Here is a 13,255-nt window from a genome sequence, read left to right as displayed (position 1 = left end):
ATGAAAAAGATTTTGGGAAAAGATGATATAAGAAGGTCATTAATGAGAATTTCCCACGAAATTTTAGAAAGAAATAAAGGAGCAGAAGATATTGTTTTACTTGGAATATATACAAGGGGATATTATTTGGCTAAAAGAATATCAGAAAATATTCAAATGATAGAGGGTATTGCAGTGCCAGTTGGTGGACTTGATGTTGGACCATTTAGGGATGATGAAAAAAAGACCAAAGAAGATAAGAGTAATATAAATTTTGAAGTAAAGAATAAGGTAGTAATATTAGTGGATGATGTTTTGTTTACAGGCCGAACGATAAGAGCGGCTATGGATGCAGTTACAAGTAGGGGAAGGCCAAAATTTATACAATTAGCTGTGTTGGTAGATAGAGGTCATAGGGAGTTTCCTATACGTCCAGATTATGTTGGAAAAAATATTCCAAGTTCAAAGGAAAGAGAAACTATTAAAGTTAGGATAAGTGAAGTAGATGAAGAAGATTCGGTGTATATATTGGACAAGGAGGAAGAACAGTGAGATACTTTGGAACAGATGGAATTAGAGGAGTTGTTAATGAATTTCTAACTCCAGAGCTAGCTTTTAGACTTGGTAATGCTGTAGGAAACATGGTTAATGGAAAAGTTTTTATTGCAAAAGATACAAGGAATTCAGGTGATATGTTAGAAGCAGCTCTTATTGCTGGTATTACTTCTGCAGGCGCTGATGTGTATAGGTGTGGAATAATGCCAACTCCAGCACTTGCTTTAATAACCAAACTTGAAGATGCAGCAGGAATAATGATTTCTGCATCTCATAATCCTCCCGAATATAATGGATTGAAGGTAATAATGAAGGGTTATAAGTTGCCTGATAGTTTAGAAGAACGTATAGAAAATGAAATGCAAAATGTAAAATATAATTCTTTTGAAAAAGTTGGAAGAGTAATTGATTATAAGTTAGCTGAAGAAGAGTATTTTAATTATATAAAGGAACTTTATAAGAATTTAGATTTGTCAGGATTGAAAATTGTAATGGATGTTGCTAACGGAGCAACGTATAATCTAAATCCTAAAATTTTGGAATATTTTGGAGCAAAAATTGAAGTTGTTAACAATGAACCTGATGGTTTTAATATAAATAAAGATTGTGGTTCAACTCATCCAGAAAACATAAAAAATTACATAGTTAATGGAAAAATTGGAGTTTTGCATGATGGAGATGGTGATAGGTGTATTTTTTTGGATGAAAATGGTCAGGAATTTCATGGAGATAAAATTATAGGTTTGACAGCATTACAGTTAAAAAAAGAAGGGCGTTTGAAGAATGACAAGGTAGTGGTAACAATTTTGTCTAATATAGGACTTGAAAGATTTTTAAATGAAAATTCAATAGATGTAGTAAGAACTAAAGTTGGTGACAGATATGTTTTGGAAGAGATGCTAAAGGAAAATATAATTTTAGGTGGAGAAAGAAGTGGTCATATAATTTATCTAGATAGATCTACAACAGGTGATGGTCTTATTACAGCACTAGAGACGTTATCAGCTGTGGTAAATTCTGGAAAAAGATTAGTTGAGTTATCGAAATTAATACCTGATTATCCGCAAGTGATGATAAATGTAAAGGTTAATGATAAGGAAGTTTATAAATCAAAAGAAGTATTTGAAAAATTAAAATCAATTAAAGATTATAGAGTTATAGTAAGACCATCCGGAACAGAACCAGTTGTAAGGGTTTTGGTTGAGGGTCCAGATATGGACGAATCAACAATTATAGCTAATGATATAGCAGATTTAATAAAAAAACTTGATAATAAAAAGGAGTGATATTTATGGGAAAAGTAACAGAAGAAATGGTTTATAACAAGTTAAAAGAGGTTATTGATTTTGAAATTGGATTAGATGTAGTATCATTAGGATTAGTATATGAAGTAAAGGTTGATGAAAATGATAATGTGTATGTATTAATGACAATGACAACTCCTATGTGTCCGCTTGCAGGTCTAATTTTGCAAGATGCAGAGACCAAACTTAGAGAAATTGAAGGAATAAATGATGTAAAAGTTGAACTTACCTTTGATCCACCTTGGACTCCTGATAGAGTTGATCCAAGCGTAAGAGCTCAGTTAGGGATATGACGGTTTATGAAGCATTAAAAATTTTCAAAGATAGAGGGCTTCCTGAATTGGAAGCCTATCTTGTTATAAAAAAAATTACCGGTAAAACTAAAGAATATTTGGTTATTCATCCTGAATATCAGTTTTGCGAGAAAAATTTTTTTGATCTTTTAAATAAAAGGTTAATAGGATTTCCATTAGCATATTTATTAAATGAAAAAAGCTTTTACAAACATAATTTTTATGTAGAAGAAGGAGTTTTGATTCCAAGGCCTGAAACAGAATTACTTGTTGAAAATGCATTGAAAATAATCAATAAAGAAAAGATAAAGAAAGTTGCCGAAATAGGTGTTGGAAGTGGTGCAGTAATCATTTCTATATTACTTGAAAGAAATTGTATTGGTTTTGGAACGGATATCTCGAAAAAAGCTTTGGAAATAGCAAAAAAGAATGCAAAAAAGTTCAATGTACTCGATAGATTAGATTTAAGATTAGGTAAATTTTTAGAACCATTCAAAAATGAATATGATGAAATTGAGCTTATTGTATCAAATCCTCCTTATGTTAAAAATAATTCAGACCTTCAAAAGGAAGTTATGTTCGAACCCAAGGAAGCTTTACTTGGTGGAGAAGATGGTTTAGATTTTTATAGAGAATTTTTAAGCAGCTACGATTTACAAGGAAAGATTGTAATTATGGAAATAGGACATGATCAAGGTGATTTTTTTAGAAAAAAAGGATGGGATGTAATTAAGGATTATTCAGGAAACGATAGAATAGTAATAAAAGATTTTCGGAGGTGATTTAAATGAAAGTTGTTTTGTTAAAGGATGTTGCAAAAATTGGTAAAAAAGGAGAAGTAAAGAATGTATCTGATGGATACGCTAGAAATTTTCTTATTCCAAAGGGTTTAGCGTTAGAAGCTACTCCTGCTGTTTTAAAACAACTTAAGGCACAAAAAATGAAAGAGGAAGAAGAAAAGAAAAAAATAAAACAAGAAAGTGAAGAGCTGCTAAAGCTTTTACAACAACATTTGTACAAAATACCTGTAAAAACTGGTGGAAGCGGGAAATTATTTGGTGCACTTACAAATGCGGATATTGCTAAAGCAATTTCCGAAAAAACGGGAAAAGATATTGACAAAAAACATATTGTTTTGAATAAACCAATAAAAGAACTTGGCTTATATGAAATAACAGTAAAGTTACCAGAGGGAATTACTGGAAAAATTAAAGTAGAAGTAGTTCAGGAGGGTAAAAATTGAATATAATAGCATATTCAAAAGCCTTATATACAACTTGGATTTATTATTCACCTGAGCGAATATTATTTGATGCTGGTGAAGGAGTTGCAACTTTATTAAATAATAAAATATATGCTATTAAGCATATATTTTTAACTCATGGCCATGTAGATCATATCTCAGGGTTATGGGCTTTAATTAATACTAGAAATAATGCAATGGGAGATAGAGAAAAGGAATTAAATATTTATTATCCAATTGGAAATAAGGGAATTGAAGAATATTTGAGATTTATTAAAAAGATGAATTCTGATTTAAGATTTAATTTAAATGTGTTTCCACTAAAAGATGGTCAAATTGTATATTTAAGAGAAGGAAATCAGCCAAAATACATTAAAGCATTTTCTGTGGTTCATACTTACAGTGAAAAAAGCTTTGGGTATCATTTATATGAGGTAAGAAAAAGATTAAAAAAAGAATTTCAAAGTCTAAGTCAAAAAGAAATTGCGGAACTTTCAAGAAAGTATGGAAGTGATTATGTTTCTGAAAAGTTTGAAAAGAAAATTTTAACAGTATCTGGTGATACTTATCTTTTAAAGAAAGAGGATGTTTTTGATACGGATATTTTATTTCATGAATGTACGTTTTTTAAGAAGGAAGATAGAAAATATAAAAATCATGCGGTTCTTGAAGACATTATTGATTTAATTAAAGATACCAAAATTAAAACGTTAATTTTGTATCACATTTCTGGAAGATACGGAAAAAGACCTGAGCGTTTTCTTGAAAATTTTAAAGAAGAATTAAAAAACATCAATGTTCATATTGTAAAGCCTGATAAACTATTCAAATTGTGAAGGTGAGTTAGAATGAAAAGGTACTTATTTTTGAGTGATTTGCACATAGGAAATGGGAGCGCGAAGGATGATTTTGAGCACGACGAGCATTTTGAAAAGTTAATGTTAGATTTTTCCGATTTTTCAAATGTGGATTTATTTATAGTCGGGGATGGATTTGAACTGGTTGAAAGTAGTTCAAAATTAGATTTTGATTTGCTTAATTATGAAGAATCTATTCAAAGCGTTAGTTCTGATATTATAGAAGAAATTGAGGTAAAACATCCAAAAGTTTTTTCGAGCTTAAGAAAATTTGCTAAAAATGGTAATAGAATTTTCTATATAATTGGAAATCATGATTATTATATTTATAAAAATAAGGGTTTATTGGAAAAGCTTTTAGAGAAAATTCCAAATTTAACTATAAAGCCATATCACTATGACGAAACTTTAAAAATGTTGGTTATCCACGGTAATCAGTTTGATCCAGTAAATAAATTTGCCGTAGATAAAGCAACAGGAAAAATACTTCCACCACTTGGTGAATATATTGTCAGATATATGATAAAAAATTTTGATGAAAAGGTGTATGGTAAAGTACCAAGCGAAATTTTAAGAGATTATGATAACGTTCGACCTACTCTTGATTTATTTGATTGGTTTGAGATAGTTTCTAAGAAGTATGACTTAGGAATTGATCTTTTGAGATTTTGGATGGAAGAATTTTTAGGAATGATGAAAAGCCTTGAAGCAAAGAAATGGATGAAAACCAATTATCCTTTTTGGAGTAATTTTTCAAAAGTATTTTTGAACAATTTTGGAGGTATAAAGTTAGGTGAGATAATTGTAAGAGTAATAATGAATTTGAGAAAATTTAAAAGAACGGATTATTTGATAAAAAAGGCTAAAAAGGTATTAAAAGGCCAGATTAATTATGAAAAACATTTTATAGGGTATGACTATAGAAATGATATAGAAGAAGTCAATGGAGTTATTATGGGACACATTCACAAAAATACGTTTAATATTTTTAACGTTTCAAATAAGCCAAAGTATTATATAAATTGTGGCTCGTGGAAACCGGTTGTAGAGAAAATGCATGGCAAAAAATTTCAAAGAAGAAGTGAATTATTCTATGCCCTTTTGACAGTTAATGGTGATGTTGAAATTGTAACTTCGACTGTGAATGTTTTAAAAAAGCGGGAAGTGATATTTTGAAAATAGTTACTCCACATAGAACTCCTGATTTTGATGGTTTTGCGTCTGCATATGCATTTAAAAAAATAAATCCAGAATTTGAAATAGTAGTTAGTGGAAGATTTCAACAAAACCTTGAAGAATTTTTAAGATTATTTGAATTTAAATATTTAAGGGATGTGGAAATCAATGAAAATTTAAAAGAGCTTGTTCTTGTGGATACGGCAAGTTTAGATAGAATTGGAAGTAAGATTTTAGAAAAAATAACTGATTATACTAAGATAGTTGCGTATGATCATCATCCAAAATTGAAGTTAATAGATGAAAAAATAGAAGTAGATAGCTTTGAAATTGGGGCAATAACGAGTTATTTTGTTTTAAAAATAAAAGAAAATGGTATAGATATTTCTCCAGAGGAAGCGACTCTATTCTTAATTGCAATATATGAGGATACTGGTAATTTTTTGTATGATACAACAACTGTTGAAGATCTTGAAGCAGCAAAATTTTTGCTAGAAAATGGTGCAAGACTTGATTGGGTTCAGGAATTTATAAGTTTTGAGTTAAATAGTGAACAAAAAGAATTACTGCATTTGTTAAGTGAAAATGTTGAAACTTTTAATATATATGATTACAAAATTGCAATTGCCAAAGCAGAAATTGAAAAGTTTATCGGTGGATTAAATGTAATTACATATAAGCTCTGGGAATTTGAAGATTTAGAAACTTTAATAGTTGTAGTGAGAATGGGGAAAAAGGTCTTTTTGGTGGGGAGAACAAAAAACGATGATATTAGTATAAAGAAAATAATGCAATATTTTGGTGGCAATGGGCACGAAAAAGCTGGTTCTGCAACTCTTCAAAATGTTTCTTTAGATGAGGTAATTTATAAATTAAAAGATGTTCTTCCAAAATTTATAAATTTTTCTAAAAAGGCAAAAGATATAATGACATCACCTGTTAGGACAGTTTTTTCACATGAGAACATTGGGAAAGTATATGAAATGATGAATTTGACAGGACATGGAGGTTTCCCAATAATAGAAGGTAATAAATTAGTTGGTATTGTTACAAGAAAAGCAGTTGATAAGGCAATGAGGCATGGTTTTTCAGATCGTCCGGTAAAGTCTATAATGACAACTTCACTAGTTACTGTGCATGAAGATGATCCAGTTTTTAAAGTTAGAAAACTAATGCTTGAAAACGATGTTGGTAGGATACCTGTTTTAAGTAAAAATAATATTTTGGTTGGAATAATTACTCGATCAGATTTACTGAACCTTGATGAGAAAGAGTTAAAAAAAGAAAAAGAATCAACACTGAAATTTGAAGATGTTAAACATTTGATGGTTGATAGAATCCCTAGTCGGATATTAAATCTTTTAAGACTTATTGGAAGCTATGGAGAAGATAAAAAAATGCCTGTTTATGTAGTTGGAGGTTTTGTTAGGGATTTACTTTTAGGATTGGAAAATTATGATATAGATATTGTGGTTGAAGGAAACGGATTAGAATTTGCAAAGTATGCAAGCAAGCAGTTAGGAGCTAAGATGGTAGAACATGAAAAATTTTTGACAGCGTCGCTATTTTTTAAAGATGGTTTTAGGATTGATATAGCAACGGCTAGGACAGAATATTATGAAAAACCAGCTGATTTGCCGCAAGTAGATATTAGTACCATAAAGAAAGATTTATATCGTCGTGATTTTACTATTAATGCAATGGCTATAAAATTAAATACTAAAGAATTTGGGTTACTTTATGATTTTTTCGATTCAAGAAAAGATTTAAAAGAAGGTTTAATAAGAGTATTGCACAAATTAAGCTTTGTTGAAGATCCGACAAGAATAATTAGAGCTGTAAGATTTGAACAGAGATTTGGGTTTAAAATAGAAGAAGAAACATTGAGGATTTTACATGAAACACTCAATGGAGGTTTTCTTGAAAAAGTTAGTGGACAAAGGATAAGACAAGAGTTAGAAAAAATTCTAGGAGAAAGAGAGCCGTTAAATGCAATTAAAAGATTAGCGCAGCTAAAGATTTTAAAACATATATTTCCTAAAACCTATTTTACAAGTGTTATGGAAAAAAAGTTGGAAAATTTGTTTAATAACCTTAGGATTATAAGAGAATTATACAAAAAGGTTAATATTTTTTATTCATTACTGAGAATTTTGCTTGAATACTACGATATTGATACATTAAAACAGGTTATCAAAAAGTATGGTATTCCTAAAAAATTTATAGATGAGATAAAAGCAACAGAAACTAGATTACCTCCCCTTTTAAACATGATAAAATATAAAATAAGGTTTTCAGATATTTATAAAGTAATAGGTAAACCTTCAGCTGAGACAGCTGCTCATATAATGTCATATATTGACGAAGAGGATTCTAAAGAATATTTTGTAGAATATTTAAAAAGGGTTTTTTCAACAAAGCTTAGCATTTCAGGCAATTATTTAAAAGAAAAAATGAATGTGAAAAATTCTGTTGAAATTGGAAAAGTTATGAATGAGTTATATTGTAGAAAATTAGATAACCCATCAATTAATGAAGAAGGAGAATTAAAAAAAATATTGGAGGATGAAACATGAAAAAAATGTTAATTTTAGCCTTTTCCTTTATTTCGTATATTTTGTTTTCTTATACCATTGGTGTAGTAACTAGTTACAGTACAGAAACATATAATTTGCTTGTTGATGCAAGTAATCTTATAAATGAAGAGTATAGTGAATATAAGGATTATGTGAAATTTATTAATTCTTCATCAGATGTAACATGCGATTATTATGTAAATCTCTATTTAACTTATGATTCAACTAATAATTTATATAAGGCAACATACGAGGATTTTGATTATGTTGTCAGTAGTGTTTATTCTCCAAATGGTTATAAAAAATATAGTACTTTTTTAGAGGAAATAGTTTATTATCCTCTGGAAAAAATTTCAATAAATAAACTTAAAAAAAGAGATTTTGACAATTATTTAAGATTAACATTTTCCCCAGGAGTTGATGAATATGGAGATTTTAAAGATGGAAAATTTCTTTATATAACTGATAGATTAGGCGGGAATAGAAATTTAGCATATATTGATATTCAAAATGAGAAAATTAAACTTTTGCCTGTTTGGGGTAGCAGTGAGTACTATCCAAGGTTTTCACCGGATATGAAAATGGTACTATTTCAAGGTTCATTGCATGGAAACTGGAGCATCTATACTATGCCTTTTGGAGTTAATGATTATTCAAAAAAAATTAAAAAAATTTCTGGCAGTAATTTACCATCTTATACTCCTGTATGGTATGATAATAATAACGTTTTATATATACAAGATACTGAAAAAGGAAATGTAATGATAATGGCAAACATTTATAATGGTGAAAAGCAAGTTTTAGATGTTTATGGAGATATGGTTTTTACACCATTTGTTTATGATGGAGATATATATTATACCTCTTTAAATGGTGCAAATTTTGGTATATATAAATATGTTGATGGAGAAAATTTAAAAGTGGAAGATAGTTTTTATAACGAGCACGATCCAGTTATCTATAAAAACAAATTAATTTTCACATCTAATAGGGATGGAATATATAGGATTTGGATGAAAGATTTGGATACATCTAGTGTTACATGTTTAACTAGTGATATTAATTATGATGTATTTTATCCTACAGTAAGTGATGGCCTTTTATTCTTTTCAGTTTATAAAGATGGAAAAGAGCCAGATATTTTTGTTAAAAAATTAGATTTCTAAAATCAACTTTTTAATATTTTTATCCCAATCTCTGAATTTGTCTTTTGATATGATTTTTCCTTTTTTTGCCTTAGCAAGTGAAATAATCAATTCATCTGCTGGTGAATGAAAGTATACGTTTGGTAAATTAAATATACTATCATTTTTAAAGATGTATTTAGCATTTTTGTCAAAAACAATATAGAATGGAAAGTAAAACTTCTTGGTTTTTGAAAGAGATTCTAGAAGGTTATAAATGTTTTTTGTAGACGGTGGTATAGACCAAAAAGCAATATTATTGCCATCTAAAATTACAGGACTTATTGGTTTTGAAAAAAGCGCTCTTTTTAAATATGGATGAATTGATATTTTTTCTCTAACTTTTTGTTTTGAAATAGGATCAAGTTCATATATAATTTCTCTAAGCCAATTAATTCTATCTAAATTGTGAAAAGTAATTGAATTTATTTCAGAAATAACATCATTTAAAAAAGTTTCTTTATTAAGACTTTCGATAACATATAACTCGAGAAAATCTGATACCTTATATTTTTTTAGTAATTTATTTTTTTGTTCAAAATATTTTTTATTATAATTTTCAGATGTATCTGGAAATGGAAACTTTTTAGGGTTAGCCCAAAACAATATTTCACCAATTTCGTTTGGCTCTATGTTTATTTCTTTAAACATTTTTAGCCTAGATATTATGCTTCCGTTTCCATGCAATAGGTTTGAGGTATAAATGATAAAATAATTTATATTTGTTTTTTTTAATTTTTCTTTTAGGTTTTTATTTTCTAAGTTATTAATTAATATTTTGTAGTTGTTTGAATTCATATGTTTAATGCTTTTTAGAATATCAATAATTACTTTTCTTTTCCCTTTTAAAGTTGTAAGTCTTGAGAGATATTCTGGATCATAAATCAATCTTCAATAACCTCCAATTTATATTTTTCCCCAATTTTAAAGACGGCAATGTCTTTCGAAATATCTTTTCCCTTACTTTTAGCATGCAATATTAATTTTCTGTCTGTGATTATTATATTATAGGCATATCCTATAGGAATATTTTTGTAATAACCTACAAATTTTATATCGCTATTTTTATAATTGGCGATAATATTTTTCAGCAATCTTAAAATTTTTTCTTTCTTTACAGAAGGTGTAGGAAGAAATGTTATAGTATATATTGGAGAAATATAATTTTTATTAATTTTGACTTTGAACTTACTAGTTTTATTTATTTTTATATTCTTTATCAATATTTGTGTTTTAGTACAATAAGGAATGTTAAATGTTAAGATTTGATTTTTAACTTTAGGAAAGTTTTTAAAGGTTAATTCGTTTAGCTTTAAATTTTTCCCAGAAAACGCAATATCTTTTATTTGAATAATATTTTTTTCTATCACTTCATTTTTTACATTCGCTTTGTTTTCAAATCCTAACCTTAGAACCTTTGTTCTTAATGTTTTATCTAAGGTTTTTGTACTCAAAATTATCGAACTTTCGGAAGCATTTGCCGACAACTCAAGGTCAAGATTATTAACTTTTATAAATCCAAGTTCCATTTTTAATGTTTCTACAATATTTTTTATGATCCGCATACGTAATTCAACGCCTTTTCAAGTCTTGAAAAAGGTTCTGTAATATCTATTTTTTCTGATATATCAATTAAGATGCTTTTAACATTCTCCTTTAATGGTATTATTTTAAAATATCTATTATTTATTTCCAATGATTCTTCAGTTGGAGTTTTAAGCTCAGCTAAAAAAACTACATTCTCGAGTGATAATAGTTCTTGACTGTCAACAAATATAATTTCTGGTTTATTTTCAATTTTTTCAATTAGTGTTTTACCAATTATTTCTGTGCTAAGGTATTCTTCTAGCGAAGAACCATATATGATTTTTTGTATTGCTGTGGGGATAATTGGTTCTGTGTATTTAAATTCCACAGGGATTCCTTTATCATTGATTATTAATATTCCACCAATGTATTTATCTAATATTTTTTTTACAGAGAGATAACCGATCAAATTCTCACATCCAGTATATGATTATTTTCAGTTTTGATAATATCCTCTTTTGTTTTATTTTTCTTTCCTTCTTTATTATAAAATTGATTGTTCTTGTTTTCATTTTTTTCAGTAGAATTTTTGATTAAATTGCTTGATGTTTTTTCAACAACTTTTGGTGAACTTTGTTCTCGTTTTATTTTTTCTTTTAATTGATTTGCATTAATTTCTGATAAAACATTTGCATAATTTTGTAAATTACTAAAGTGAGCAGATTTTTCTACGCTTGCTCTTGTATAGATTGGATGTAATTCAATAGGGTCCATATTATTCCCCCCCTAAATATTTCTTTAACTTTGCTAATGTTTTAGCAAGTAATTGAGACACTCTGGATTCTGTGACGTTTAAAACTTTTCCGATTTCTTTTAGTGAAAGTTCATGCTCAAATCTAAGACTTAGTAGCAACTGCTCCTTATCGTCTAATTTTTTTATCGCCTCAATAAGTTGTTCTTTTAATAATTCGTTAATTGCATATGAATAAGGATTTTCATCTGAAGCAATTTTATCAATTAGCTCAGAATCATCGGAAATGTAGCTATCTAACATTAGAAGTTGTTTTCTAGTTAATTCATTGTAGGCACGTTTAACATTTTCAATAGGCAAATTAGTAATTTTAGCTATTTTTTCAAAATCTATATCATTACTGTCAGATTCCATATTTACAATTGCGTCTTCAACTAATTTTATATCATGCCTTAAATTTTTTGGCATCCAGTCGATTTTTCTAAGATAGTCATACATTGCTCCCTTTACACGGGTAAGCAGGTATGATCTTAATTTTGCTCCTTTTTTAGGGTCAAATTTTTCTATAGCTTGTAAAAACGCAACTAAACCTTCCTGTACCAAATCATCAACTTCCACATTGTGAGGAAGATTTCTTTTCAAATCGTATGCAATTTTTTTTATATACGGTAGATATTCTCTTACTAATGCTTCTTTATTTATCAAATTTCAATTACCTCCACGTTTTCACCAGTTTTAACTTTTCTTACCATTAATTTTCCAGTTTCTATATCATATTCAATACTTCTTGCACGATTCCCGCCTGTATCTTCGGAAACAATTCGAATTCCAAATTTTGAAAGCCATTTTTTGACAGCTTCCACATTTCTTTTTCCCACATCCATTGCTGATTTTTCAAACATAGAAGCACCACCAGCAATTTTAGCTTCAAATGTAGTTGCACCTAATTTTTTGAGTTCTTCAACTATTATTTTAATCCCAGTATCTGCATATTTTCCAGGTTTGTTAACGTCTTTTCCATCGCTATCAGGTAACATAACATGTACCATTGCACCGATCAATTTATTTTTGTCTCTTATACATACACCCACACATGATCCAAGACCTAACGTTACAAGAATTGTATTTTTATCACCAACGGCATAATCTCCTATACCAATAATTTTCTTTGACTTGATTGGCATTAATTCCACATCCCCAATTTTTTTAGTATTTTTTCCAATGATTCTTCATTTGGGAGTAAAAGCAGGTATCCTGTTAATTCTTTATCAATACCTTCAATTTTTATTGAGGTTTCAATTAACAGAATGTAATCTTCAGTTGTTGATACAGATAAGGATACCTCAGCCAAAACTGCACTAATCATATCAACGGCAAGCTCAGGTGGATCTGGGTTTATAAAAAAACTTGTAAATCCCGAAAGTGCTGTAACATATGAACCACACATTATATTTCCAATTTCTTTAAGCATTGAAGAGGAAAACTCATCAAGACTAGTAATATCTTCTAAACTATTTCCAGTCAATATTTTAGTTATTTCTTTTACTGTTTTAGAGTTCAGGATTAAAAGGATTTCACCTTCAACATCTTCTCTCATTTTCATTTTTATTGCACAAACTATTTCTTCAGGGTTTTCAAAGATAAAAGGAATTTGTGAAATAGGTACAACCTTTGTCGAAGGGACAGATATATCTACTTTTTTTCCAATCATGGTTGAAAGCGCGGTAGCAGCATTTCCAGAACCAATATTTCCTATTTCCTTTAAAAAATCAAGTTGAGAGTCATTTAATTTTTCAAGCATTATAATCCC

16 protein-coding genes are annotated in these 13,255 nt (G+C 28.8%); 9 read left to right on the top strand and 7 right to left on the bottom strand.

Translation table 11 applies throughout. The features are described from left to right. The 9 genes from pyrR to HNP65_RS00550 are packed head-to-tail and all read left to right on the top strand — an operon-like array spanning window position 1 to window position 9,149. Window positions 1-531: a bifunctional pyr operon transcriptional regulator/uracil phosphoribosyltransferase PyrR gene (gene pyrR / locus HNP65_RS00590; protein ID WP_184618468.1), complete on the top strand. Its 531-nt coding sequence runs from the start codon at window positions 1-3 to the stop codon at window positions 529-531. Further along, entirely contained in the window at window positions 528-1,820 is a 1,293-nt protein-coding gene (glmM, locus tag HNP65_RS00585; protein ID WP_184618467.1) for a phosphoglucosamine mutase, read from the top strand. The genes pyrR and glmM overlap by 4 nt, the downstream gene beginning before the upstream one ends. Window positions 1,821-1,825: 5 nt before the next feature. Then, on the top strand, window positions 1,826-2,131 hold the full coding sequence (locus tag HNP65_RS00580) for a metal-sulfur cluster assembly factor (protein ID WP_184618466.1): 306 nt from the start codon (window positions 1,826-1,828) through the stop codon (window positions 2,129-2,131). Beyond that, entirely contained in the window at window positions 2,128-2,913 is a 786-nt protein-coding gene (prmC, locus tag HNP65_RS00575; RefSeq protein ID WP_184618465.1) for a peptide chain release factor N(5)-glutamine methyltransferase, read from the top strand. Before HNP65_RS00580 ends, prmC begins: the two co-directional genes overlap by 4 nt. 5 nt (window positions 2,914-2,918) lie before the next feature. Then, complete coding sequence (rplI, locus tag HNP65_RS00570) at window positions 2,919-3,374, top strand: 50S ribosomal protein L9 (RefSeq protein ID WP_184618464.1); 456 nt, start codon at window positions 2,919-2,921, stop codon at window positions 3,372-3,374. Further along, window positions 3,371-4,210, top strand: coding sequence for an MBL fold metallo-hydrolase (locus HNP65_RS00565; RefSeq protein WP_184618463.1), 840 nt, complete (start codon window positions 3,371-3,373; stop codon window positions 4,208-4,210). The genes rplI and HNP65_RS00565 overlap by 4 nt, the downstream gene beginning before the upstream one ends. A 12-nt stretch (window positions 4,211-4,222) precedes the next feature. Continuing rightward, the gene (locus tag HNP65_RS00560; RefSeq protein WP_184618462.1) at window positions 4,223-5,407 is read left to right on the top strand and encodes a metallophosphoesterase; all 1,185 of its coding nucleotides are present in this window, start codon (window positions 4,223-4,225) and stop codon (window positions 5,405-5,407) included. Then, window positions 5,404-7,983, top strand: coding sequence for a CBS domain-containing protein (locus tag HNP65_RS00555; RefSeq protein ID WP_184618461.1), 2,580 nt, complete (start codon window positions 5,404-5,406; stop codon window positions 7,981-7,983). Before HNP65_RS00560 ends, HNP65_RS00555 begins: the two co-directional genes overlap by 4 nt. Then, window positions 7,980-9,149, top strand: coding sequence for a TolB family protein (locus tag HNP65_RS00550; protein WP_184618460.1), 1,170 nt, complete (start codon window positions 7,980-7,982; stop codon window positions 9,147-9,149). Before HNP65_RS00555 ends, HNP65_RS00550 begins: the two co-directional genes overlap by 4 nt. Here HNP65_RS00550 and HNP65_RS00545 read toward each other — a convergent pair. Genes HNP65_RS00545 through cheC form a run of 7 tightly spaced genes read right to left on the bottom strand, consistent with a single transcriptional unit; the run spans window position 9,138 to window position 13,246 of the window. Further along, a complete protein-coding gene (locus HNP65_RS00545) occupies window positions 9,138-10,055 on the bottom strand; it encodes a hypothetical protein (RefSeq protein ID WP_184618459.1) in 918 nt (305 codons plus the stop codon). The genes HNP65_RS00550 and HNP65_RS00545 overlap by 12 nt on opposite strands. Next, window positions 10,052-10,732 (bottom strand): hypothetical protein, encoded by a 681-nt coding sequence (locus HNP65_RS00540; RefSeq protein WP_184618458.1) that lies wholly within the window; start codon window positions 10,730-10,732, stop codon window positions 10,052-10,054. Before HNP65_RS00540 ends, HNP65_RS00545 begins: the two co-directional genes overlap by 4 nt. Continuing rightward, complete coding sequence (locus tag HNP65_RS00535) at window positions 10,720-11,163, bottom strand: hypothetical protein (protein WP_184618457.1); 444 nt, start codon at window positions 11,161-11,163, stop codon at window positions 10,720-10,722. The genes HNP65_RS00540 and HNP65_RS00535 overlap by 13 nt, the downstream gene beginning before the upstream one ends. After that, window positions 11,160-11,468, bottom strand: a complete 309-nt coding sequence (locus HNP65_RS00530) for a hypothetical protein (protein WP_184618456.1) — start codon at window positions 11,466-11,468, stop codon at window positions 11,160-11,162. The genes HNP65_RS00535 and HNP65_RS00530 overlap by 4 nt, the downstream gene beginning before the upstream one ends. A 1-nt stretch (window position 11,469) precedes the next feature. Continuing rightward, window positions 11,470-12,150 carry a sigma-70 family RNA polymerase sigma factor gene (locus tag HNP65_RS00525; RefSeq protein WP_184618455.1) on the bottom strand — a complete coding sequence of 227 codons (681 nt, stop codon included), beginning with the start codon at window positions 12,148-12,150 and terminating at the stop codon, window positions 11,470-11,472. After that, window positions 12,147-12,629, bottom strand: coding sequence for a chemoreceptor glutamine deamidase/glutamate methylesterase CheD (gene cheD, locus HNP65_RS00520; protein ID WP_184618454.1), 483 nt, complete (start codon window positions 12,627-12,629; stop codon window positions 12,147-12,149). The genes HNP65_RS00525 and cheD overlap by 4 nt, the downstream gene beginning before the upstream one ends. Next, complete coding sequence (gene cheC, locus HNP65_RS00515) at window positions 12,629-13,246, bottom strand: CheY-P phosphatase CheC (protein ID WP_184618453.1); 618 nt, start codon at window positions 13,244-13,246, stop codon at window positions 12,629-12,631. Before cheC ends, cheD begins: the two co-directional genes overlap by 1 nt. Window positions 13,247-13,255: the final 9 nt, after the last annotated feature.

It is taken from the genome of Thermosipho japonicus (genome assembly GCF_014201655.1).
In the GTDB taxonomy this organism is placed as follows: Bacteria; Thermotogota; Thermotogae; order Thermotogales; family Fervidobacteriaceae; genus Thermosipho; species Thermosipho japonicus.
The sequence above is the reverse complement of the archived record's forward strand: the minus strand, read 5'-3'. Positions and strand labels throughout refer to the sequence as shown.